Genomic DNA, 24,805 nt, shown 5'->3' on the forward strand with positions numbered 1-24,805 from the left:
AGACGAGTAGGCGGGATCTCCCGCCCAGACTCAGTTTCGATGATCGCTTTTTTAAGCGCTCATATTCCCACCAGTTAGTCATTGCAAGGAGGCTGCTATGCCTATCAATAAGATCCGCAATATTGTATTTACCGGTCAGACCGGCGTCGGGAAAACCACACTTGTTGAACGATTACTGTATCACTGCAACGCAACACCAAATTTAGGCAGCGTTGACAAAGGTGACACGGTTACCGATTTTGACCCACAATCGATACGTTATCATCACAGCATTGAAGCCACACCTGTGATGCTAAGCCATGAAGGTCACCGCTTAAACATCATCGACACCCCAGGACAAAACGAACTCTTAGGTCGAACGCTCAGCGTGTTTCCTGCCGTCGAAACAGCCGCACTCATCATTGACCCTCAAACCCCGCTCAACCAAACAACTGAACGCTTATTTCAATTTGCCAAGCAGCGCGACAAGTGCCAAATGATCATCATAAATAAGCTCGACACTGCACAAGCGAGCCTCGAGCCACTACTTAATCAGATCCAAGCCTTGCTTGGTGAACGCTGCCTACCGCTAAATATGCCTAGCGAAGACGGCAGTGAAGTAATTGATTGTTATTTTGATCCACAAGAAAACCATAACACCCAATTTTCAAGCGTGGCAGAGGTTCATGAAGCGCTCATAGACCAAGTTATTGAGTTGGACGAGGAGCTCATGGAGGTTTATCTAGAGCAGGGTTCTGCACTATCGGCTAAGCAACTGCATGACCCTTTTGAAGAGGCTCTGAGAACTCATCATATTGTCCCAATCTGCTTTGTGTCGTCGCAAACTGGCGCGGGTTGCGAATTACTGCTCAAAACATTGGGCGAAATTATGCCGATGCCCAATGAAGGCAACCCTCCCCTTTTAAAGAGAGACGGCAAACAGATACCCGTGAATTGCGAGACCCTAGAGCACAGTGTTGCGCATGTATTTAAAGTCAGTGTTGACCCCTACCTAGGAAAGCTTGCGTATCTTCGAGTGTTCCAAGGGGACTTGCACGCGGGCAGTCAACTCTATGTAGGAGAAAGTAACAAAGCGTTTAAGATTGGCCACCTCTATCAACTGCAAGGTAAAGAGCGTTCTGAAATCGCTCACGCTCGCGCAGGCGATATTTGTGTAATAGCGAAAGTGGAAGATCTAGTGTTTGATTCCATCGTTCACGATTCCCACGATGAAGATGGCGTTATTCTACAAACGCTCGATTTTCCGAGTTCCATGTATTCGTTATGTGTGACCCCTAAAAAACGAGGTGACGAGCAAAAACTCAGCGAAGTACTCAATCGCATCGCTTGTGAGGATCCTACCTTAACCATCGAGCATCGCCTACGCACTAATGAAACCCTTCTCAGTGGACAAGGAGAGTTTCACCTAAAAGTCGCATTAGAGAAAATGGCGTCTGTATACAAGCTGGAAGTCGATGTATCACAGCCTAGTGTGGAGTACTTTGAAACCATTACCCAACCCGCAGAAGGTCATTACCGGCACAAAAAACAGAGTGGCGGTGCAGGACAGTTTGGCGAAGTTAAACTTAAAGTTCGTCCACTAGAGTCTGGTGCTGGCTTTAAGTTTGTGAATAAAGTGGTCGGTGGCGCAATACCCACCGCGCTGATCCCAGCGGTTGAGAAAGGCGTTATCCAAGCTCTCGATGAGGGTGCAATTTCAGGAAATCCAATCAAAGATATTGAAGTCACCGTCTATGACGGTAAACATCACTCGGTCGATTCGAAAGAGATCGCCTTTGTGATTGCCGGGAAAAAAGCCTTTTTGCAGGCGGTTGAAGCGGCAAACCCAATTGTTCTTGAACCGATAATCCAGCTTACACTTGAAGTGCCCATCCACAACGTAGGGGATGTCACCGGTGACTTAGCGGGCAATCGCGGCCTAGTGGAAGGCAGTGAAAGTATGAGTAATGGCCAAACTCAAATATCGGCTAAAGCCCCCCTCAACGAGCTGCAAGATTACTCTCGAAAACTTAAAGCAATGACCGGTGGCGAAGGCACGTTTACGATGACGTTTAGTCACTATGAACCCGCACCACCTTTGGTCCAAAAGGAGGTGTGTAAACAATTAGACACCGCCTAATCGAAAAAATCGGGTTGCTTTAGGTGTCATCATTTCGAGCAAACTCGAGTTAATGTTAAAAACCCCAGCACATCTATGTACTGGGGTTTATTTTTTCACCGTGCTAATCATATTTAAAACGAAAGCTATAAGCAGGGCACATATTAATAACGTAGTGTTATCCGCTAATTATTATTCAGGGATAATTACTGTATCAATAACATGAATAACACCGTTACTTGCTTTAATGTCTGCAGATATTACCATTGCATCGTTAATGATAACTTTACCATTATCCGTCGAGACTTTAACGTCTTGACCTTGAACGGTCGTTGCCATATCAATCTTCATTACATCTGCGGCCATTACCTTACCGCTCACCACATGATAGGTCAAAATAGCGACTAACTTGTCTTTGTTCTCTGGAAGAAGCAACATCTCTACAGTGCCTTCAGGCAGTTTGGCAAAGGCTTCGTTAGTTGGAGCGAATACGGTGAAGGGCCCGTCACTTTTCAGAGTATCCACTAGATCTGCAGCTTGGACAGCGGCGACTAAGGTCGTAAACGATTCGTTACCTGCAGCCACATCAACAATGTCTTTTTTCATGCCGTGATGATCCGCTTGTGCTGTAGTTGCAACTACCAGTGTGGCAAAAAGCGTTGCAATAGTCAGTTTAATTTTAGTCAACATGCTGTTTTCCTTTCCTGTTTGTTTGGATAGCACGGAGTTTTACGCCTTAGCTTTTAAATTCGATCATATTTATTTTCAATCATTGTCATTTTTTATTTATGGATTACTAATTAATTGCGTCATGGAATATAAACAAGAGCCAACTGTTTTAGAATACATTAAGTTAATACTATGGAGCTTCTAAAAATAAGACCCAATTTCATAATGAAGCTGGGCCAAAACACAACATGAATAAAACAGTTCCTACACTGCAGAAAAATAAGCTTTGTACGCTTTTAAACGAACAGTCGCTCCACCAATTATGTCCATAAAGCCAAGATTTTCGTGCGGCTTGGTTGCTGAAATCCAACCCGAGCCTGTTGAACCGATAGGCACGTTATACCCGTCTGGCTCATTAAATTCGATCACTACAGTACGACCGTGGCTGCCAGCATTATTCCCAACATGACGACGCACAGATTGCTCGCCACTCACCACTGAAACACTGGCCTCACCGGTACCTGCTGTGACGCTGTGAACGCGACCACGGAAGATTTCTCCTGGGTAAGCATCAACATAGAACTCTGCAAACTGACCAATTTCGATGTTGCGGAAAGCCTGGTCTGGGATCCGCATTTCTACAAATTTACGGGAGGTATCATAGAAATGCATATTGCCAACACGTGTGCCTTCGGCTAAGTTAGCGATCGATACCTGACCATCAAACGGCGCTTTAATTTCGCGACGTTCGTGCTGCCAAATCGCGTTGGCCATCTGCGCCTCGACCGACTTAATTTGCGCAAATACCGCAGCTACTTTGGCTTCGTTCGCGTCGATACGGGTACGCATCTCATCTCGGTCTGACTCTTGGGCAAAGTCATTCAATTTGTATAAGCGGTCTAGTGTCTTAGCATCATTTTCAATTTGATGCTTCAGTGCCACTATTTCAGCTTCCGCCGCGAGTTTTTGGGCCTCTAGCCCTTGAAGCTGTGAATCTGTGTCCTCAGTTTTTAACACATAGATAGTTTCACCCTTTTTAACGTACTGGTTATGAGTCACCAATACCTGCTCCACCTCTTGACCAATCAATGGACTTAACACCGCATGCGGAGCTTTCACCGTCGTACTATCGGTCAAATCGGCCGGAGACCAGAAACGGTGTGCAGTGAACAGCATGACAGCAATGAAGCAGCCAGTACCAACCATCACAACCGCATTACGCAAGGTCCACTGCACCCATCCCACTTTGACTAACAACCAGCAAATCAATATGTAAGGCAACATAATCTCTTTCATGGCTTACTCTCCTGCGTCCGGTTGTGTAGCATTTGTTTGCGACGTTCCTTTACGAATAATATTGACGATTCCGTTGCCAATAATGTCCCAACGGGTAAATGCAATGATGATTGCCAGTACCCACCAGGTTTTGTCAATAAACAGTCCGCACAAGGAAAGAGCGAAAACGATTTGAGTATGAGCTGAAGATTTTTGCTGCGCTTTGTGCACGGCAACTTCATGAAGCTGCCAAAGCAAATAAAGTACGTAGACGATGATCGACAGTGTGATGGTAAAAATGATCCCCATGAACACTTCGGAATCGAGTAATCCCAAAATAACTGGATAGCCATCTAGAAAATAAGATTCGGGTAAGTCTTTACCGTGAATCTTGCCAAGTTTACCCAACAAAACGGAGATAAGGGTGAATGAACCAACAATGACTGTACCTTTAAACAGCCTGAAAAATGCGTTGCGGATCCTTTGCAATATTGGACGTCCTGTCGAGCATACTGAATCCGCCACGACAGTGGTTTTTGACATGTGAAGTACCCAATTGAATGTGCGTTAATGAACGTTCAACAGAATACCAATGGTGACAATTTTTATTGGAATATCCGAAATTCCTATTAAAATGGGGTCAGAGTCATACGACTCTGACCCCCACTAGTTTTTACCCCATTTTCCACATTAATCGTTTTGCAGCACTGCCTCTATTTCACCTAAGCTTTGCGGATCATCAATGGTGGAAGGCACCACATACTGCTCACCATCGGCGATTTGCCTGATCACGCGGCGCAAGATTTTTCCAGAACGTGTTTTCGGCAATCTGTCCACCACATGCGCTTCTCTAAAGCAGGCAACTGCACCAATTTTATTGCGCACTTCGGCGATCAATTGCGCTTTGAGTTGTTCATCGTTGGTGTCGACACCGTCTTTAAGCACCACAAGTCCCATAGGCAGTTGACCTTTAAGGTCATCGTGAATACCGACCACGGCACACTCGGCAACGGCGGGGTGTGCACCGACGATTTCTTCCATTTCACCGGTGGATAAGCGGTGACCTGCAACATTAATCACATCGTCAATACGCCCCATAATAAACAGATAACCGTCATCATCGATACAGCCACCATCACCTGACACGTAGTACCCTGCAAATTGACTCAAATAACCAGATTCAAAGCGGTCGTGATTACGCCATATTGTGGGCAAGCAGCTTGGCGGTAGTGGTCGTTTTATGGCTACATAACCTTGCTGATTAGCTGGGGCAATCTCACCCAGTTCATCCAGTATTTGAACATGGTAACCCGGTACAGGTTTGGTGGACGAGCCAGGCTTAATCGGCAGTATTTCTAAACCTGTTGGATTGGCCGCAATGGCCCAACCTGTTTCAGTCTGCCACCAATGATCGACCACGGGTTTGTCGGTGTGCTGCTCTACCCACTCTAGTGTTGGCGGGTCAAGCCTTTCACCAGCCATAAAGATGGTTTTTAACTTAGACAGATCGTACTGGCCGATTAAACTCCCTTCTGGATCTTCTTTTTTTATCGCTCTGAATGCCGTTGGCGCAGAAAACAGTGCATCCACTTGATACTCGGCGCAGACTCGCCAAAACGCACCGGGATCGGGGGTACGTACCGGCTTTCCTTCAAACATGATGCTGGTACACCCGTGGATGAGAGGAGCGTAAACGATGTAGGAATGCCCTACCACCCAGCCCACATCGGAGGCGGCCCAAAATACCCCGTCCTGCGGAATATCATAAATGGCGCTCATAGAGTATTTCATCGCAACCGCATGGCCGCCGTTATCTCGTACAACGCCCTTCGGCTTACCGGTGGTTCCTGAGGTATAGAGGATATACAACGGGTCGGTCGCCAAAACTGGGACGCAGTCATGGGGTGTGGCTTTTTCAAGCTCACTCAGCCAGTCTGCATCACGCTCTTGATTAAGCTCTGCGGGACACTGCGAGCGTTGCAGCACACAGACTTTTTCTGGCTTCCAGCGACTTTCCATCACCGCTTTGTCGACGAGAGGTTTATAAGGCAATACCTTATCAATTTCGATTCCGCAAGAAGCAGTCAATAGTAACTTGGGTTCAGCGTCTTCAAGGCGCACGGCAAGTTCGTTCGAAGCAAACCCACCAAACACCACAGAATGAATGGCACCTAATCGAGCGCAGGCCAGCATCGCAATGGCGGCTTCAGGGATCATCGGCATATAAATCACGACTCGATCGCCCTTCTCGATGCCAAAGTTGGCCAGCATACCTGCGGTTTGCGCGACTTGGTCACGCAACATAGAGTAGCTGTACTGGCGCTTGGTTAACGTAACTGGTGAGTCATAAATGAGGGCGATATTGTCGCCGCGTCCTTGCTCACAGTGATAATCCAGGGCTAGATAGGCGGTGTTTAATGTGCCATCGACAAACCAACGTTCAATGCCATTGTCATCGTTTTCTAGCATCTTAGTCGGTGCTTTATACCAAGCAATACTTTTGGCCTGCTCACCCCAAAACGCTTCGGGTTGCTCACTGGCCCACTGATACTGTTTTTCGTAATTAGACATCACTTGCTCCTGAATTTTCCTGATTGTCACCCGACTCTGCGAGCAAAACTCTCGGCGGCACTTTAACCACCCCTTGCATTAGAATCCGCGCGCTACGGCTCATGGTGGCTTGCTTAACTTTCCAGTGTTCGACACCTTGCTTTGCATCGGGGTTGCATGCGATGGCGCCAACTTTTAAGCAGCCTGAAGGGTGTCCAAATGTGATGCTCTGTGATCGGTTACCTTCCCCAGAGCAGAGACGATTCACCAACGTCCCTTCTATGGCGGCAGCACTAGCAATCGCCACCGCTGCGGTTCCCATCATGGCATGATGAAGTTGCCCCATAGACATGGCTCTAACATTAAGATCAATGTCCGCTGCATGCACTTGTGTACCACTTGAGGTTACGTAGTCTTTGGCTTTCGATACAAACGCAACTTTTGGGGTGTGTTGGCGAATTTTTGCTTCATCGAGTTTAGTAATGAGGCCCATAGCCAAGGCGGCATGCGCTCGTATCGACTCCAGTTGCTCAAGTCGAGCGGTGTCACTGTTGATGTCGGACTGTAACTCTACACCTGTTAACCCAATCTCTTCCGCGGTCACAAAAACGGTTGGGATCCCAGCGTTGATCATCGTGGCGCTTAGAACCCCAACATCGGGAAGCTCTAAATCGTCCATCACATTGCCTGTTGGGAACAGTACTCCTGATGTTGGCTCAAGAAAATCAACGGCAATTTCGGCGGCAGGAAAGGCCACGCCATCCAACATAAAATCGCCTAGCTCTTGAACTTCGCCCTCACAAATTGGCAAATGCACTTGCAGAGTTTTTTCAATGTTGGCTTGCCAGATTTTTATCAGTGCCTTGCCATTATTAGGCAGTACGTCTTGCTCAATCAGTCCGCTGTGCACTGCAAAAGCGCCGACTGCTGCGGTGAGGTTGCCACAGTTGCCACTCCAATCAATAAAGCCACCTTTCACGCTGCCACCATCGATAGAGACCTGACCAAACAGGTAATCAACCTGATGATCGTCGCGATCACTTTTAGAGACGATAGCGACTTTACTGGTGCTGGACGTCGCCCCACCCAATCCATCAATCTGCTTAGAGTAAGGATCGGGGCTGCCGATCACACGCATAAGCAACGCATCGCGAATAGGGCCCGGTACTTGCGCCTCGATCGGCAAGTCATCGAGTCGAAATAGCACCCCTTTACTGGTGCCACCACGCATGTAGGTTGCAGGAATTGAAATCTGTTTACTCATACAACCTCCTGCTCCATCGCTTCAGTGGTGGCTAAAAAGTCCTGTGCGAATCGTTGCAATACTCCACCTGCGGTATACACCTTCACTTCGTCTGCGGTATCCAAACGTGAAATAACAGTCACTCGTTGCTGCTCACCATTTTGACGATGAATGAGAAGTGTCATTGCGTTTCCAGCGCCAATCTGCCCTTCTATATCAAAGGTTTCGGTGCCATCTAACGCTAAAGTGTGCCTATCAACACCGGCCTCAAATTGCAGCGGCAGAACACCCATTCCAACAAGATTGGTTCGGTGGATACGTTCAAAGCCTTCAGCAACAATGACTTCGACGCCAGCGAGTCGTACCCCTTTCGCTGCCCAGTCTCGGGACGATCCTTGCCCATAATCTTTTCCTGCAATCACGATCAGAGGTTGCTCACGATCCATATAATGTTCGATGGCTTCCCACATGCGAGTGACTTTACCTTCAGGCTCTATTCGTGCCAGCGAGCCCTGCACCACCTCGCCGTTTTCTTTCACCATTTCGTTAAGCAATTTAGGATTGGCGAGAGTTGCTCGTTGCGCAGTGAGGTGATCGCCTCGGTGGGTGGCATAGGAGTTAAAATCTTCTTCCGGCAATCCCATTTTCGCCAGATACTCGCCCGCAGCACTGCTCGCCAAGATCGCATTTGACGGTGATAAATGGTCGGTCGTAATGTTGTCGCCCAAAATGGCTAGCGGCCGCATAGAACGCATTGTGCGCGGTTTCGCCAGCGCTCCTTCCCAATATGGCGGCCTGCGAATATAAGTGCTTTGTGCGCGCCAGTCATACAGAGGGCTAGTAGCTTGCTGATGCTCGCCTTGTTGAAACATCTGCACATAAATCTGATTAAACTGTTCGGCTTTAACGTGTTCGCTGACAACCGCATCGATCTCTTCGTCGGTTGGCCATAAGTCGCTAAGTAGGATGTCATTGCCGTCCGAGTCTACGCCCAATACGTCTTTTTCGATGTCAAAGCGTATTGAGCCCGCCAGTGCGTAGGCAACAACCAGCGGTGGTGACGCCAAAAATGCTTGCTTAGCATGGGGATGAATACGACCATCAAAATTACGATTTCCCGACAGCACAGCCGTTGTATAAAGATCGTTGTCTACGATTTCTTGCTGTATAGCTGGGTCCAATGCCCCACTCATACCGTTACAGGTAGTACATGCGTACGCTACGATACCAAACCCAAGCTTTTCAAGCTCAGGCAGCAAACCCGCTTTCTCCAGATAGAGTTTGGCCACTTTAGAGCCCGGAGCAAACGACGACTTCACCCAAGATTTTTTAACCAGCCCTAGTTGATTGGCTTTTTTAGCCACAAGCCCTGCAGCAACCAAGTTGCGTGGATTACTGGTGTTGGTACACGAAGTGATGGCCGCAATAATCACTGCGCCATCTGGCATAGCGTCGCCGTCCGTTTTGTATGCTTTAGCAATGCCTCGCTCGGACAGTTCCGCCGTTGGCAACCGGCGATGTGGATTTGACGGCCCTGCTAGGTTTCGCTCAACACTCGACAAATCAAATTCCAGGACGCGCGGGTATTTAGCTTTAGCGAGACTGTCAGCCCACAAGCCAACCGTTTTGGCATACTCTTCAACCAACGACACTTGCGCCGGCTCTCGACCGGTGAGTTTAAGGTAATCTATTGTCTGCTGATCAATGTAGAAAAGACCTGCCGATGCCCCATATTCTGGGGTCATGTTAGAGATAGTCGCGCGATCACCAATAGTCAGGTTTGCCGCACCCTCGCCAAAAAACTCTAAGTAACTAGAAACGACCTGTTGATTACGCAAAAACTCAGTCAGAGCTAATACGATATCCGTTGCGGTGATCCCAGGTTGACGCTTTCCGGTTAAGTCCACACCGATAATATCGGGAAGACGCATCATTGAAGGGCGACCCAACATAACGGTTTCAGCTTCCAAACCGCCCACCCCAAGCGCAATCACACCTAACGCGTCTACGTGGGGGGTATGGCTGTCGGTTCCGACGCAAGTATCCGGATAGGCAACACCGTGCTTAAACTGGATCACTGGTGACATTTTCTCGAGGTTAATCTGATGCATGATGCCATTGCCCGCAGGAATAACACTCACGTTTTCGAAGGCTGTTTTACACCACTCGATAAAATGGAATCGATCGGCATTACGTCGATCTTCAATGGCGCGGTTTTTCTCGAAGGCCTCAGGATCATCACCACCGTGCTCAACCGCTAACGAGTGGTCAACAATAAGTTGCGTCTCTACGACTGGGTTCACCCGTGCAGGATCACCCCCAAGGTCTGCGATCGCATCGCGTAAACCAGCTAGGTCAACAAGGGCTGTTTGTCCAAGAATGTCATGGCAAACAACACGAGCAGGATACCATGCAAAATCCTGCTGCTGAGCGCCACTGGCGATTTGGGCTAGACCTGCTTTCCATTCTGCTTCGGGGCAATTTCTCACCAACTGCTCGGCAAGAATTCGAGAGGTGTAAGGCAAGTATTGGTAGGCGCCTTGCTGCACTGAATTTACCGCAGCTTCAACATCAATGTAATACGCGCCACTGGGTAATAGTTTTGCAAATGCATTTTGGTGGATAGGGTCATTGTGTGTACTTTCGTTGGGCTTTGTCATACGTCACTCCTAACGCTTGTCAATCGGCAACCAATCACGAGCCTCTGGGCCATCGTAGTCCGCGCTTGGGCGAATAATACGGTTATTGGCACGCTGTTCAAATACGTGTGCAGCCCAACCGGTTAAGCGACTCATTACAAATATTGGAGTAAACAATTTGGTTGGAATATCCATAAAGTGGTACGCCGATGCGTGGAAAAAGTCTGCGTTACAGAACAGTCCTTTCTCTCTTTTCATCACCGCTTCTACACGCTCAGACACCGCGTACAATTGAGTGTCACCCACTTGCTCTGAAAGCTCTTTTGACCAATGCTTGATCAATGCATTGCGAGGATCACTTTCGCGGTAAATCGCGTGGCCAAAGCCCATGATCTTGTCTTTGTTCTCAAGCATTGTAAGGATGTTGGCTTCAGCTTCATCGGGTGTTTGCCAATCTTCAATCATCGCCATAGCCGCTTCGTTGGCTCCGCCGTGAAGAGGGCCACGTAGCGTGCCAATCGCGGCAGTGATGCACGAATGCAGATCCGATAACGTCGATGCGCACACGCGAGCGGCAAAGGTAGAAGCATTAAATTCGTGCTCTGCGTACAAAATCAACGAACAGTGCATCACTTTTTTGTGCAGATCGGACGGCGCTTTATCGGTCAGTAACTTTAAGAAGTAGCCACCGATCGAATCTTCGCTGTGATCGTCGGTATCGACTCTGACCCCATCGTGGCTAAAGCGATACCAGTAGCAGATGATCGCAGGAAACAGCGCTAACATGCGCTCTGTTGCGCCTCCTTGCTCTGAGAAGTCCTGCTCTTGCTCTAAATTACCCAACACTGAACAGCCGGTTCGCATAACGTCCATTGGGTGTGCGTCCGCTGGGATCAGCTCTAACGCATCTTTCAATGCTTGCGGAAGGCCTCGCAGGCCTATTAGACGTGTCTTATAGTTGTCCAGTTCAGCTTGATTTGGAAGGTGACCAATAAGTAATAAATGCGCCACCTCTTCAAATTCTGCATGATGGGCAAGATCCGTAATGTCGTAGCCTCGATAGGTAAGCCCAGTTCCGCTCACTCCAACAGTACATAAAGAGGTAACACCCGCGCTTTGACCGCGCAGCCCGGCTCCGCCGATAGGTTGATTATTTGGCATATTGAACTCCTTTTCTGTAACGCGTGGCGAATAACCGTGATTGGTAGGTGTCTCCTACTCTATTGTGTATAGGTTATCGCCGCGTTTACGTTGCTTTCACGTTATTGATTAATGTTGCATTCGAACTTAAGTTATTAAATTGATTAGCTTTCACTTGCGTGACAGTGCGACTAGCCAGAAAACAGCTGGTCCAATTTATCCTCGTAAGCGTGGTAATTGAGATGCGCATACAGCTCTTTACGCGTTTGCATACTGTCGACAACGGCTTGCTGGTGACCGTCTTGTAAAATGTGGTTGTACACGCGTTCAGCCGCTTGATTCATCGCTCTAAATGCGCTGAGCGGGTACAACACCATATCGACATCTACTTCAGCCAATTGGTGTTTACTAAATAGCGGGGTTTGGCCAAATTCGGTGATATTGGCCAAAATTGGCACCGACTTACCCGTTGCTTCACGTAATGAATCGGCAAACAGCTGATACTGGCTAAGCTCGGTCATGGCTTCAGGGAAAATCATGTCTGCTCCAGCCTCAACACAAGCAACCGCACGCTCAATGGCGCGCTCTATGCCTTCTACTGCTAGTGCATCGGTACGCGCCATAATCACAAATTGTTCATCGATGCGTGCGTCCACTGCGGCCTTGACGCGATCCACCATCTCTTGCTGCGTTACAATGGCTTTATTAGGTCGGTGACCACAGCGCTTTTGTGCCACTTGGTCTTCCATGTGCACCGCCGCAGCGCCTGCTTTTTCCATCGATTTGATGGTACGCGAAATATTAAATGCACCGCCAAACCCCGTATCGATATCGACGAGCAGAGGCAAATCGCAGGCGTTAGTAATTCGGTCCACATCCACCAACACATCATTGAGTGACGTAATACCGAGATCAGGTAACCCATACGACGCATTAGCCACGCCCCCACCTGATAGGTAAATGGCATGATGGCCACTGTTTTTGGCCATCATTGCACTATAGGCATTGACCGCGCCGACGATTTGTAAGGGGGAGTGCTCGGCTACGGCCTGTCTAAATTTCAATCCTTGGGACATGGTCTTTCTCCGTTCTTTTATCCGTTTTTCTAAGTGTCTTTATGCAGTTGGGCGAAGCTGCTTTTCAATGAGCTTGCGACTGCCTGAAATATGCCTTCTCATTAACATTTCAGCCAACTCTGGATCGCGGTTTCGAATCGCCTCTAAAATAAAGCGGTGTTCTTGCAGCGCCGTCGCGGGATCGGTTCGTGCTGTACGCGACTGATGGCGATACATTCTGATCAGGTGGTACAGCTCATCGCACAGCAGTGAAATCAATTTTTGATTACCGCTGGCCTGAATAATTTGGTAATGAAAGTCGTAATCACCTTCTTGGGCGGCGTAGGTTTTACTGGTGGCAGCGCTTTGGTTTAGATACGCACTGTGCTGTTCTATAAGTGCCTCTAAAGCAGACAGTTGATCCGCAGTAATATGAGTGGCTGCCAATCGAGCCGCCATCCCTTCGAGACTTTCTCTCACGTCATACAGCTCAATAAGTCGATCGACATTAAATTCAACTACGGTTGCGCCAACATGAGGTGTGCGCTCTATAAGCCCTAAGCCCTCTAAACGCATAATCGCTTCACGTAATGGACCTCGACTTACTTGGTACCGCTTAGCCAGTTCTGGTTCAGAAATTTTACTGCCTGGTCGAATGGTACCCGCCACAATAGCGTCCACAAGTCGCTCGGTTAGGCTTGCAGATTTGGTGTTTTCGCTATTTTCATTACTGGGGAGTGCATGAACGTTTTGCATTTACATTGTCGACAATAATGGGTTGGTGGTTATTTATTACGCCATTAATGGGCAAAAAACAACAATATTGTCGACAATTACGACTAAGGTATAATCTTTGTAAGGGTATTATCCCTTGTACAAAACACCGCACTGCCCAGTTTGTGACTAAACTCCTCATTGTCTCCACATTTCCTGCACAAAGATCCACCATAATGACGGCATGCAACGACAAGGAACACGTACATGACAACTCATAAAACAGCAATCGCAACAGCATTAACCAGCGCTGCTTTGGCGGTGACTATCCCAATAGCAAATGCCACTACTATCGAGACACCGCTTCTTCCTGATTCAGGACAAAGCGTTCAGTACGATACAAATGGTGACATCTTGGCAGCTTCAGACTCTAGCTTCTACACCGGACAAGGTGCGTCGATACAGGGCAATGCTCCGCGCTACCTTGATAATGGTGACGGCACAGTCACTGACCTTAATACCGGGTTGATGTGGCAAAAAGCACACGACTATACAAGACGTAATATGGCCGAAACCGTTGAACACGTAGAAGAGATGACACTGGCTGGCAATACAGATTGGCGCGTTCCTACGATCAAAGAGCTCTACTCATTAGCGAATTTCGACGGTGAACTGCTTAAACCCGAAGACGGTGGCGAAAGTAAACCGTACATCAATACTGACTATTTTGAACATGAGTACGACAAGCGTTTACCATTTGCAGGGCAGATCTGATCAAGCACCACGCAAGGTGACTTCAAATGGACAGCTGCTTACGTGGCGCTTGGACAGGCGTGGAGCAAAAAGAATTCAGACGCCACTGAGTAGTTTGACTGACACGGAGCGAATGCACAACGTAGTGATCCTAAATCGGGTAACCCCGCCGATTATGAACTTGCGTCGGATATGGCGTCAGATTATATCTCTATAACAAATTGGGTGAGACTGGTTCGCGATGCAAACTAAAAGCTGTCTAGTGTGAATCTTCGGGTTTTAAACAATTAACATTTGAACCGTGGCAGAGTAATGTCAATTACTCTGCCTAACCCTCAGCACCCTCAGCACCCTCAGCAATCATATCATTTAGCCTGCTCTAAATAGCGCAAACAATAATGTTTCGTTATGACCAAACTCTATCCAGAATTATAGAACGGGTGTGTTCATAAACTTCACTTTCAAACTGTGATTCAAGTTGAAAGTTACCATTAAGTTTATATGCATCTAGTCCATTATGACTAAACTTAATAGTAGGGAAAGTAGCCATAAGGGGATGAGGAGTGATTAAATCAATCTTGATTGTTGATGATCAGCCACTAATTCGCCTAATGCTTAGGAAAAACCTTTGCTCAATTGGTGAATATACAATCCAAGAAGCTGAAAATGGCAAACAGGCATTTTCTCTTGTGACCGAAAATCACTTTGATGCGATTTTTTGCGATATCAATATGCCAGGCTCAGATGGTCTCTATTTACTGCAGCAGCTTGGTGCAATTCGATTTACGGGTGAAATTGTTTTAATTAGTGGTGAAGACCATACGTTGTTGAGCTCTACCAAAGCACTAACCGACAGTTATGGCTTAACCATCATTGGTGCGTGTCAAAAGCCAATCACAACAGACAAGCTCAAACGCATATTTGCGCAACATCATAACGATACCCATTTTTTTAGCCAGCAATCACCGCTAAGCGTCAGCGAATTGCAAACTGCATTGGAAAACGATCAAATATCGCCGTACTTCCAACCTCAATATTCGATTCAACATAACCAAATTATTGGTTTTGAGGCTCTTGCTCGCATTAATAATCACCAAGGCACAATACCGCCTAACCGATTTATTGATGTAGCTGAAAATTCAGGCTTGATGACGGCTTTGACCAAGCAACTCATCGACAAAGCCTTATCGCATTTTTGTCAATTAGATTGCACATTCAATACTGTCACCTTATCGCTAAACGTCTCCAGTAGCGTATTGGAAGAAGAGGATTTTCCAAATTGGCTAGCCAGACGAGCACAGCAATATGGCATAGACAATTCAAGAATCATTTGCGAATTAACGGAAACCAGTATTGCTGACAACCCAACAAAAGTTCATGTGTCGTTGCTGCGACTCAGAATGCTTCATTTCAAGCTCTCTATAGATGATTTTGGTACAGGCTATGCCACACTCACCCAACTTCACTCGCTCCCCTTCGACGAGCTTAAAATCGACAGAAGCTTTGTATTCGACATGTGTACCAATAAAAAATCGAGAGCAGTCTGCGTCCAATGTATTGGACTAGCACAAGATTTTGGCCTAAATGTTGTCGCCGAAGGGATTGAAGATCAACAAACACTGCTTGAACTTAAGAACTTAGGTTGTCAGATCGCTCAAGGGTTCTATTTTGCGAAACCTACCCCCGCACACATTGCCATCGAAAGAGTGAATAAAGGTGATGTGGAACGCTGGGAAATACCAAAAAGAACGCATCTGGCCTAACCAGGTAAAAAGGAGCAACAATGACGCTATCAAAACAGTTATCCATCGGGCTACTGATTATTGGTATCTTCATGATGTCTGCGACTTACTTGATGCTGGACAAAAGTGTTGGAATACTTCAAAAACACTCGTTTAGCGGGCTCGAGCGAGAAGCCAATTACCTAACATACTTGATAGAAGAAAGTTTGCTCGAGCGCTATCACGACGCCTCTATCTTTCCATTAGTACTGGGCGAGATTAACAATGAAGATGAGCTGCATTACCATGTCACTGACCCTGACTTCCTATCTTCACTTAATCTATTAGTCGCCAATTATAAAGGCTATCGCCGCATCGGCATATTGGATTTAAATGGCCAAATAATTGCGGAAAACAGTCGTGATCACGAAGGGCAAACTATTTTTAGTAACAACATTTCCAGTGAACGAATACAGCGTTATGAATGGTTTATTGACCTCTCAACCCAAGGCTCGTCGAGTAGTAATGTCTTTTTTTATGGGCCAACAACACAAAGCATCGATACAACCACAGATCAATACGATCTTCTCATTGGTTCAAAAATCTACGACAAGCAAGACAGATTAGTTGGTTACTGGATCAATGTGCTGGACTTCGCCATTGTCGAACAACGTTTTACTAAAGCATACAAGCTACTGGCAGAAAAAGGGCTTCCTTATGTCGAACTTACTTTGCTCGACGCTTTGGGCCATATCATCGTCGACTATGATCCAACCGCGCAGAACAGTGCCCAGTACCAGAGAAACTTCTCGGTTCTCGGTCAGCTAAACCTCGCTACAAATGGTGTAGAAGGTGCACGATTGGCCATATCGGGTTTAAACGGTACCGTCATATCGACTCATGCCAGAAAAGGCATTGAACAGTTTACAGCCTACACCCACTTTACCCAACGAACCGATTCGCCCATACCTAAGTGGTCGACGCTCATTCGTGTTGAACACGATGTCGCCTATGCTGAATACACAGAGCTGATGAAATTAAGTAAATGGATTTTTATCGTCGCATTTATATTGATTGCATCTATGTGGTTAATTGCATCGCGCAAATATACGGTTCCACTAACCAAAGTCACCCACACTATCCTAGAAATCGTCAATGGGCGGTTTGAGTCAGACATTAAAAAGCTCAAAGGTCACGATGAAGTAAGCGAAATCAACAATGCCCTTTTTGAGCTAAAAACCAAACTACAAGAGCGCGAGGGATTACTCAGCGAAGTGTTTGAAAAGCGTCAGTTGATCGATCTGCAAAGAAAAACAATCGACTCAATGACTGCGGGTATCATGATCACTGATTTTAGAGATCCCAACTGTAAAATCATCCATGTCAACAAAGCCATGGAAACTTTGCTTGGATACTCTAAACAAGAGCTTTATACCCATAGCTACCCTATTTTATGGGGAGAAAAAACCGAATCGCTGTCGATACAAATTATTGAAGAAGCGATGGAAAACCACCACAACTGCACTTGCGTCGTAACCAGCTACCGAAAAGATAAGTCTACATTTATCAATAACTTAAATGTAGACCCAGTATTTGATGAAAATGGGTTATTAACTCACTATATATTTGTGCACAACGACATAACAGAAATCAAGAAAGACGATGAAATCGCCCGTCTAGAACTTGAACGTAGGATCAGAGAAAGCACTCGCGAATCTCGTGCGGCCGCAGAGCGATTAAGAACGGTTTTTGACACCACCATTGATGGTGCCTTGGTATTGAATGAATATGGCATAATTCAAGATTTAAACCACTCGTTGGAGCTGATGTTTGGCAGTAAGAAAGAGCAGTTATTGGGCAAACACTTTTCGGTGCTAAGTGCGAGCGACGAGGACACAAGAAAAGCGCATGAACAGCCCGAGTTCTTTAAAAAAGAAATGCGTACTTTGATTGGTCGAGTCAGAACCCTTAAAGGCCGACACAAAAGGGGTAGTATCATAACCATTGAGGTATCCGCAGGCGAAGCTTGCCTAGAAGACGAGAATTTCTTTGTCGTGGCGATCCATGACATTACAGAACAACAGAAAATCAAAGAGCAACAGCTTGTCCTGCAAGAGAAACTCAAAGAGCGCGAAACGATTTATCACACCGCTTTTGACCAGGCAGCGGTTGGTATAGCACGGGTCGCGCTAGATGGGCAGTTAATTGAGGTGAACCAAAAAATCTGTTCCAACCTAGGCTACAGCGAATCTGAACTGTTAACACTGACTGTTAGCGATATTACCTATCGCGACGATGTTTCTGTTAGTCGCTATTACTTACGAGATCTCATTCAAGGCAAACAGCAATTCCATACCGTCGAAAAACGCTATGTTCGAAAATCAGGTACGGTATTTTGGGCAAGCTTAAGCATCTCTTTAGTTCGGAATGACGACGGTACTCCACGATATTTCATTTCGATCATCGAAGACATTACTGAACGTAAGAGATTTGAGGATGAACTCAAAAGCTCTCGCGATCATAGAGAAGAGTTAATTAGAGGCATCAACCTTGCTTCAGAAGCGGGGGGAATTTGTAACTGGTCGTTCAATACCACAACCGGTGAAATGCACTGGGATCCAAGTACTTACGAACTATATGGTGTAGAAAAAGGCCTGCCTTTAACGCTCTCTGACTGGCGTTGTCGTCTCGTGGAAGAAGATGGATTACGTATGGATTCGATTATTGACCATGCTATAAAAAATGATTTGCCGATCGAGTCTGAGTTTCGATTTACTCGCAAAGGGGAAAACGACATTCGTTGGGCAAAAATCGCTGCTGCAACCGTTTACGATGAGAATAACAAGCCTATCAAAATGTTTGGCATTAATATTGATATTACCGAACAAAAACGTATTACCTTAGAGCTAGAACGCGAAACTGTTGCTGCTCAAAAAGCTAATGAAGCCAAGTCCAGCTTTCTGGCCACGATGAGCCACGAGATCAGAACGCCAATGAATGGCGTGATCGGCATGATCGATCTGCTTAAGAAAACAACATTAAATGCAGACCAAAAACGCATGGTGACAACGGTGCGTGACTCGTCATTCTCTCTTTTAGAGATCATTGATGACATCCTAGACTTCTCTAAGATTGAGTCTGGCCAGGTAGAAATCGAATGGCGACCAAATTCACTACTGGAAGTAATGGAAAAAACCTCCGGTAACCTTTGGGTTAATGCGGAAAAAAATGCTGTTGATTTGGTAATTGAGCCGGATCTGACAATGCCTAGAACCATTGCGTTTGACTCATTGCGTATTCGGCAAATCATTCTAAACCTAACGGGCAATGCCATTAAGTTTTCTCGCAATGATGACAAACGAGGTTTGGTTAGAATAGTCAGTGAATTCGACCATACCAACAAAAGCTTAACCATTCGAATTATCGATAATGGCATAGGAATTTCACCCGACCAGTTGCGTTCGTTATTCACGCCATTTTCCCAAGCCGACTCATCAACTACTCGCAAGTACGGGGGGACTGGCCTTGGGTTGAGCATTACAAAGTCTTTCGCCGGATTGATGGGCGGCGAGGTTAATGTAGACAGTGAGGTCGGTATTGGCAGTGAGTTCTCGGTTACAATACCTATTACTGAGATCATAGATCACCAACCACAATATGAGCTATCGATGTTTGAAAGCGTTAACGTTTTCATCAGTTTATCTAAACCATGTTTTAGTGACGCATGCTTCAACATTCTGACCCAGCTCGGTGTAAAAAAAATCACCTTACTCGACACACCAAGTGATATACGACACAGCCAATTCGACTCAAAACAGCGGTCTATACTCATTTGCGATCAAGACATCGACTGTATTGAAAATAGAGAGAAAATACTTGCTTTGCACATCAATGACGATCCAATTTCACGCAAAGGATACATTAATCCTTATCATTTTGTCGTCGCAGGTCATCCACTTAAACCGAGTGAGTTAGTTAATGGCATAGGTGTATTGTGTGGATTAATAAGCCCTGATTTTGTCTGGAGTAATGAGCAATCAGATCCCCATTCATCCTCAGGTACCTCAATGCTAGATCAAATGCTTACTAAAGATAGGAAAGTACTCGTCGTCGAAGACCATCCAACCAATCAGTTAGTCATTGGTAAGCAACTTGACAGTTTGGGTATTGCGCACGATATCGCAGAGGATGGTGTTGAAGGGCTTAAACTTTGGCACGCTAACCAATATGACCTTGTTCTTACCGATTGCCACATGCCAAATATGGATGGATTTGAGTTCACGGCGAAAATCAGAGAGTTTGAGTCGCAAAATTCTCTGCACCCCATACCGATAATAGCCATTACAGCCAATGCTCTTGTTGGCGAGGCAGATAACTGCTTGCAAGCAGGAATGAGCGACTACATTTCAAAACCCGTCGAAATTGAAGTGTTACACTCCAAGTTATCGCACTGGCTTAAAACTGAGATTGACCGCTCCACATCAACTCGACCAGAGTTAAATACTGATACAGCAAATAAAGGACTCAACCTAGACATTCTGTTTAGCGTCATTGGAACCGATGACAATGAAATTGTCAGTGAGATTTTGCAAATGTACTGGGAAAGTATTCAGGTTGAAGTCGACCAAATTGAGCAGGCAGCACTTAACAATGAGTCTGCAAAGCTAAAAAGCTTAGCTCATGCCTCAAAGGGGTCATCAGCATCAAGTGGCGCCAGTTACCTTAGTGGCCTATTTAAGCAAATTGAACACAATAATGAAGATACTGAATTAGCGCTTGCCAACCTAAAATTGATAAGAGACGAGCTTACAGACATCGGAACACAGTTGCAGGATTTGAGCGTTCTGCAGTAACTATCTAATTTCAATAAAAAATAAGTGATCATATGGATAAATCAATAACGGTTGTGGTGTTTTACGAATCGATTGAAATTAAAAGCATTATGGAAGAGCTTTTCCGTGGTCGAGATGCCAAAAAAATTTATTACTCTAATTTAAAAGAAGATCAAAAAGCGCTGCTAGAGTTTTCTCGTCATCCCCATTCAGCGTTTATTTTTATCTATGCTTTCGACGATTCAACGTTTGCGACCGATCTCAATAAGCTGTTGAACAGTCATGAAGCATTGTCGGACATAATGAAAATTCCTCACCTTTCCGTTCTGTTTTGTCATCGAGAGCATCGCAAACAAGCGTATTCTGAATGCACAAACGAACGTTTCTACTTGTACGACACGCTCAACCCTATTTATGACATGAATAAAGTGAAGTTACTGCTTCGGCGAACCTCGGACACTTTGCTACTTAAAATGAAAATTCGAGATTTAGAGAGTCAGGCAAATGAGTCGCAGCAAAGCATAAGTGAAGTAACATCACAGCTTGGAAATATAGAAGAGTCATTGATTGATGAGCAAAGTATTCAAGGTGGGTTGCTTGATGATCTTTCACGTAACTTGAGTGAGCTGACCAAACAACAGCATAAAAACGATGCAAAAAAACAAGCGATAGACAACGCCAAACTGGCTGAAGGCATTGATAGGTTTAAACAGCACAATAGAAGTTATTTCGACAGCGTGAGAAAACAAGTTAATCGTGCTAAACCGGCAACTAAAGCTGTAGAGCCACTAGTGATTGTCGCGGACGATCAAAAGATGATGCTCAAAATAATCACCACTATTTTGACGCCCCGTGGGTTTCGCGTAGAAACTGCGGTGAATGGGGCTGAAGCGTTGATGAAAGCTAAAGCCTTAACACCCAATGCCGTATTATTAGATATTGATATGCCCGTGCTTAACGGGCTGGATACGCTTAAAGAGTTTAAAAGCACTGACCACTTAAAAGACGTACCCATTATTATGCTTACCAGCAATACCGACAAAAGCAGCTTCGTAGAATGCCTCAGCTTAGGCGCTGTAGATTACATCGTGAAACCAACCAACGCCGAAACGCTACTAAAAAAACTACTTGCGGTGGTGTAAAAAAACAATAGATGAGGATCTAACGAAAGGCTTACCTTGTCGCTCACTTATTTGGCACCTAGAGTCTCATCATATCTAACTGTCTGACTACGGTGCGTGTTTTATTGCCTCTAATATATCGATAAGCACTGCCTCTTCCTGCTGTTGAGCATCAATGACCCAAGTACTTACCTCGCTATCGGGTCTTTCTAACGCATCAAACTGACTGGCAAGCATGTGCGCTTTCATAAAGTGCCCTTGGCGTTTTTGCATGCGGGTAGCAATAATGTCCATTGGCGCATCTAAAAACACAAACTGAAGGTCGACACCTTGCCTTAGCTGATCGCGATAGGTTCGCTTTAATGCCGAACAGACCATAACACCGCCGGTGCCATCACTCGCCCACTGCTTTAGTTGCTGGTTAATGATAGCCAGCCAAGGGGCTCTATCGTTGTCCTCAAGAGCAATACCTCGACTCATTTTGTCAATGTTACTCTGTGGGTGGAGGTCGTCGCCGTCAACGAACGCCACGTCCAATGCCAGTGCCAACTGAGCCGCAATGCTGCTTTTACCACTGCCGCTAACACCCATTATTAAATAGATACTACTCGTCATATGAGTAAGTCTCGATTGGCAATAATACGGTGACTGAATACGTTTTTCCTTGTTCTGGTGAGCGAAGTACTCCATCGACAACATCACCTTCTTCGCACAAAATGGTGATTTCCTGTACATCGTCATGTCGTTGATAAGACAGGTTAACGATAGCCCCTCTAAAGTGGCGGCTCACCGCTGCTTTGTCCCACTCTACAGGCAGGTTTGGCGCAACTTTCAGCCCTTGCTGCGTGCCTTTTAATCCAAATAACTCTTCAATGACTAATCGGTAAAACCACGCCGATGTACCGGTGTTAAATAGATGGCTCGATCTTCCCGCTGTGTCTGGGAATTGATGATAAGCACCACGATAATAATTGGGAATGTAAGTCGGCAACTGCCCTCTTCGCTCAAACGTCTCACACTGAGGGTCGGCCAACATACTTTTTAGGATGTGATAAGCACGTTCACTTTCACCAATGTGGTAAAGACCTGCGGCATAAAATGCCGCCGCATGGTTATACACCGAGCCATTTTCACCGGAGCCAGGCCATTTTTGGGTGACTCGGCCAACATCCTCACGCATAGCGGTAAACGCAGGAGCACATAGCATCACGCCATAAGGGGTGAGCAACTGCTCGTCAACACTATTCAGCAGCTGAGACTGCTGTGACGGTGTAGCGATGTCCGCCAGTAACGCCCAGCTTTGGGTATTGAGGAATATTCGGCCCTCTTTGTCCTCTGGGACGCCAAAGGTCACGTCATCATCGGTGATGCCTCTAGCAAACCACCCACCGGTCCAGAAATGCTTTTGGCAAGCTTGTTCAAGCTCTGTCGCGATATGGTCAAATTGTGTGATCCATTTCGCTTGATTGAGCGGTTTACTTATTTGATTCCAGCGGCGCAATGCAAAGCAAAGCGCTTGTGTTAACCACCCTGAAACCCCTTTCCCCTTGGGCCCGACCATATTCATAGGATCGCACCAGTCTCCTTGGAGAATATAAGGCAACCCGCGTTCATCACGCGCTTCAACCATAGACTGCATTGCAAGGTTCATATGCTCTAGCAGCGAAGAACGCTCGTCACTGTCTGCCCAGGGAATGGCCTCTTCTAACAGAGCCCAATCATTGGTTTCATTGAGGTAGCTTTCCAATATCAGAACCAGCCAAACAGAGTGATCAGTATGTGGAATTTGGTTAATGTATTTTAGCGTCGCTTCTGGTGTCAGTAGAATACCATCGGGCATTTCTCCACAACGCTTTTGTTGTGACAGCGACGTCAGGATGACTTGTTTTGCCACATCAGGTGCAAGGTAAGCCATCCCCATACCATCTTGCAAATAATTGCGTGTTTGTGGATCTGTAGTCAGTCGGTTGGTTTCGCCATGGTAAACGACTTGTCTTGGAAGCCAGTGATTGATAACGTGATCGAGATTAGCGTCAGGCGTGCTAACAGACAGTATGGGGCGAGTGGCCAGTTGGTGCTGGTTAGCTATAGCTCCATGGTCAAAGTGGGCGGCTATAGTCTCATGTATTTGAGCTTTGTCTTTAGCTGGACCAAACAGAAAATGAACCGTATCAGTTTTTTGTGGCTCCAAGCTCAGCTCATATTGCGCTGCACACGCAGGCATTTGATAGTGCGCCTCTCTGTCCGACAGTGGATTGCCTGAGATAAGTACTTGTGGAGCGTGCAAACCGCTTTGCCCTTCAAACGCTTCTATGCTCATTTCTACGTGATCGGGCTTATGGCTGCAGGCGAAGAACGTCATGTCTTGACGCTCTTTGATCTCTGGGTAATCTTCGAGTTTTTGATAAGGCGAGATGGAGGTACACACGATTGCATTCAACTCGTCATCAAAATGCGCCCCCATGTTCATCCAAGACATATACCCTACAGGGAAATAGGGCACCAACGAAACGTGTCGCGTTGACGTTCCTAGGTTAGCGATGGTAACAGACCACTGCTCTAACGCATGAGTTGGGCTTAAACTAAGAGTAATGGTCAACTCAATGTCTCGATGCTTCACGACCCACTGGATATCATTAATGCCCGGTTTAAATTCGTAGCTGTCTAGAGGTTGTTTGATTGGTGCAAAAGGCGCGCTAAAAAGCTCTCCTGTGTCTTCGTCACGAACGTAAAAAAAGCGGCCAGGATGGTGCGCGAAATACGGCTGCTCTGGCTGCATAAAGCTGGTCGCCGCTAGATTGGGGACGTGAGCATATTTGCGCGGCTCAGGATCCATGTATTGAGCAACGGCATAGCCTTGGCAATTCATGTGAAGCATCATTTTATCGTTCCACAAATAGCTGGCACTATTAGGCAGCAACGTCGGTGACGTTAAGGTAAAGCGTTGACCGTTCTCGGTAAATTGAGTCATAGACACCTCATAATTAGCAGTGTC

16 protein-coding genes are annotated in these 24,805 nt (G+C 46.2%); 5 read left to right on the top strand and 11 right to left on the bottom strand.

Annotated features, from left to right (window positions below):
* Positions 1-97 precede the first annotated feature (97 nt).
* The gene (gene fusA / locus ST37_RS06510) at positions 98-2,119 is read left to right on the top strand and encodes an elongation factor G (protein ID WP_084884783.1); all 2,022 of its coding nucleotides are present in this window, start codon (positions 98-100) and stop codon (positions 2,117-2,119) included.
* A 171-nt stretch (positions 2,120-2,290) separates the two neighbouring features.
* On the opposite strand, the gene ST37_RS06515 is transcribed toward fusA, so the two are convergent.
* The 9 genes from ST37_RS06515 to ST37_RS06555 all read right to left on the bottom strand — a co-directional run bounded on the left by ST37_RS06515 (position 2,291) and on the right by ST37_RS06555 (position 13,425).
* Positions 2,291-2,788, bottom strand: coding sequence for a fasciclin domain-containing protein (locus ST37_RS06515; RefSeq protein WP_084884785.1), 498 nt, complete (start codon positions 2,786-2,788; stop codon positions 2,291-2,293).
* 243 nt (positions 2,789-3,031) lie between these two features.
* Entirely contained in the window at positions 3,032-4,063 is a 1,032-nt protein-coding gene (locus ST37_RS06520) for a biotin/lipoyl-binding protein (protein ID WP_084884786.1), read from the bottom strand.
* 3 nt (positions 4,064-4,066) lie between these two features.
* Positions 4,067-4,585 (bottom strand): magnesium transporter, encoded by a 519-nt coding sequence (locus ST37_RS06525; protein WP_242426238.1) that lies wholly within the window; start codon positions 4,583-4,585, stop codon positions 4,067-4,069.
* 147 nt (positions 4,586-4,732) lie between these two features.
* Positions 4,733-6,613, bottom strand: coding sequence for a propionyl-CoA synthetase (locus tag ST37_RS06530; RefSeq protein ID WP_084884788.1), 1,881 nt, complete (start codon positions 6,611-6,613; stop codon positions 4,733-4,735).
* A complete protein-coding gene (prpF, locus tag ST37_RS06535; protein ID WP_084884789.1) occupies positions 6,606-7,856 on the bottom strand; it encodes a 2-methylaconitate cis-trans isomerase PrpF in 1,251 nt (416 codons plus the stop codon). Before prpF ends, ST37_RS06530 begins: the two co-directional genes overlap by 8 nt.
* Entirely contained in the window at positions 7,853-10,495 is a 2,643-nt protein-coding gene (acnD, locus tag ST37_RS06540; protein WP_084884791.1) for a Fe/S-dependent 2-methylisocitrate dehydratase AcnD, read from the bottom strand. The genes prpF and acnD overlap by 4 nt, the downstream gene beginning before the upstream one ends.
* Positions 10,496-10,504: 9 nt before the next feature.
* Positions 10,505-11,635 (bottom strand): 2-methylcitrate synthase, encoded by a 1,131-nt coding sequence (gene prpC, locus ST37_RS06545; RefSeq protein WP_084884792.1) that lies wholly within the window; start codon positions 11,633-11,635, stop codon positions 10,505-10,507.
* 170 nt (positions 11,636-11,805) lie between these two features.
* The gene (gene prpB / locus ST37_RS06550; protein ID WP_084884794.1) at positions 11,806-12,690 is read right to left on the bottom strand and encodes a methylisocitrate lyase; all 885 of its coding nucleotides are present in this window, start codon (positions 12,688-12,690) and stop codon (positions 11,806-11,808) included.
* Positions 12,691-12,729: 39 nt separating this feature from the next.
* On the bottom strand, positions 12,730-13,425 hold the full coding sequence (locus ST37_RS06555) for a GntR family transcriptional regulator (RefSeq protein ID WP_084884796.1): 696 nt from the start codon (positions 13,423-13,425) through the stop codon (positions 12,730-12,732).
* Between the two features lie 225 nt (positions 13,426-13,650).
* On the opposite strand from ST37_RS06555, the gene ST37_RS06560 reads away from it, so the two are divergent.
* The 4 genes from ST37_RS06560 (at position 13,651) to ST37_RS06575 (ending at position 21,831) form a co-directional block, all read left to right on the top strand.
* Positions 13,651-14,157, top strand: a complete 507-nt coding sequence (locus ST37_RS06560) for a DUF1566 domain-containing protein (protein WP_084884797.1) — start codon at positions 13,651-13,653, stop codon at positions 14,155-14,157.
* Positions 14,158-14,699: 542 nt separating this feature from the next.
* Entirely contained in the window at positions 14,700-15,899 is a 1,200-nt protein-coding gene (locus ST37_RS06565; RefSeq protein WP_084884799.1) for an EAL domain-containing response regulator, read from the top strand.
* A 20-nt stretch (positions 15,900-15,919) separates the two neighbouring features.
* Positions 15,920-20,710 (top strand): PAS domain S-box protein, encoded by a 4,791-nt coding sequence (locus ST37_RS06570; RefSeq protein ID WP_084884801.1) that lies wholly within the window; start codon positions 15,920-15,922, stop codon positions 20,708-20,710.
* 32 nt (positions 20,711-20,742) lie between these two features.
* Positions 20,743-21,831: a response regulator gene (locus ST37_RS06575; RefSeq protein WP_084884802.1), complete on the top strand. Its 1,089-nt coding sequence runs from the start codon at positions 20,743-20,745 to the stop codon at positions 21,829-21,831.
* Between the two features lie 87 nt (positions 21,832-21,918).
* Here the strand turns inward: ST37_RS06575 and ST37_RS06580 are convergent, their stop codons facing one another.
* On the bottom strand, positions 21,919-22,425 hold the full coding sequence (locus ST37_RS06580; protein ID WP_172400942.1) for a gluconokinase: 507 nt from the start codon (positions 22,423-22,425) through the stop codon (positions 21,919-21,921).
* Positions 22,415-24,781: an amylo-alpha-1,6-glucosidase gene (locus ST37_RS06585; protein WP_084884805.1), complete on the bottom strand. Its 2,367-nt coding sequence runs from the start codon at positions 24,779-24,781 to the stop codon at positions 22,415-22,417. The genes ST37_RS06580 and ST37_RS06585 overlap by 11 nt, the downstream gene beginning before the upstream one ends.
* Positions 24,782-24,805 lie beyond the last annotated feature (24 nt).

Origin of the sequence: Vibrio sp. qd031, assembly GCF_002100145.1 — a bacterium.
Lineage (GTDB): Bacteria > Pseudomonadota > Gammaproteobacteria > Enterobacterales > Vibrionaceae > Vibrio.

Coding starts and splice junctions, on each gene's coding strand:
- fusA (WP_084884783.1), top strand. CDS start 98: ATGCCTATCAATAAGATCCGCAATATTGTATTTACCGGTCAGACCGGC.
- ST37_RS06515 (WP_084884785.1), bottom strand. CDS start 2,788: ATGTTGACTAAAATTAAACTGACTATTGCAACGCTTTTTGCCACACTG.
- ST37_RS06520 (WP_084884786.1), bottom strand. CDS start 4,063: ATGAAAGAGATTATGTTGCCTTACATATTGATTTGCTGGTTGTTAGTC.
- ST37_RS06525 (WP_242426238.1), bottom strand. CDS start 4,585: ATGTCAAAAACCACTGTCGTGGCGGATTCAGTATGCTCGACAGGACGT.
- ST37_RS06530 (WP_084884788.1), bottom strand. CDS start 6,613: ATGTCTAATTACGAAAAACAGTATCAGTGGGCCAGTGAGCAACCCGAA.
- prpF (WP_084884789.1), bottom strand. CDS start 7,856: ATGAGTAAACAGATTTCAATTCCTGCAACCTACATGCGTGGTGGCACC.
- acnD (WP_084884791.1), bottom strand. CDS start 10,495: ATGACAAAGCCCAACGAAAGTACACACAATGACCCTATCCACCAAAAT.
- prpC (WP_084884792.1), bottom strand. CDS start 11,635: ATGCCAAATAATCAACCTATCGGCGGAGCCGGGCTGCGCGGTCAAAGC.
- prpB (WP_084884794.1), bottom strand. CDS start 12,690: ATGTCCCAAGGATTGAAATTTAGACAGGCCGTAGCCGAGCACTCCCCC.
- ST37_RS06555 (WP_084884796.1), bottom strand. CDS start 13,425: ATGCAAAACGTTCATGCACTCCCCAGTAATGAAAATAGCGAAAACACC.
- ST37_RS06560 (WP_084884797.1), top strand. CDS start 13,651: ATGACAACTCATAAAACAGCAATCGCAACAGCATTAACCAGCGCTGCT.
- ST37_RS06570 (WP_084884801.1), top strand. CDS start 15,920: ATGACGCTATCAAAACAGTTATCCATCGGGCTACTGATTATTGGTATC.
- ST37_RS06575 (WP_084884802.1), top strand. CDS start 20,743: ATGGATAAATCAATAACGGTTGTGGTGTTTTACGAATCGATTGAAATT.
- ST37_RS06580 (WP_172400942.1), bottom strand. CDS start 22,425: ATGACGAGTAGTATCTATTTAATAATGGGTGTTAGCGGCAGTGGTAAA.
- ST37_RS06585 (WP_084884805.1), bottom strand. CDS start 24,781: ATGACTCAATTTACCGAGAACGGTCAACGCTTTACCTTAACGTCACCG.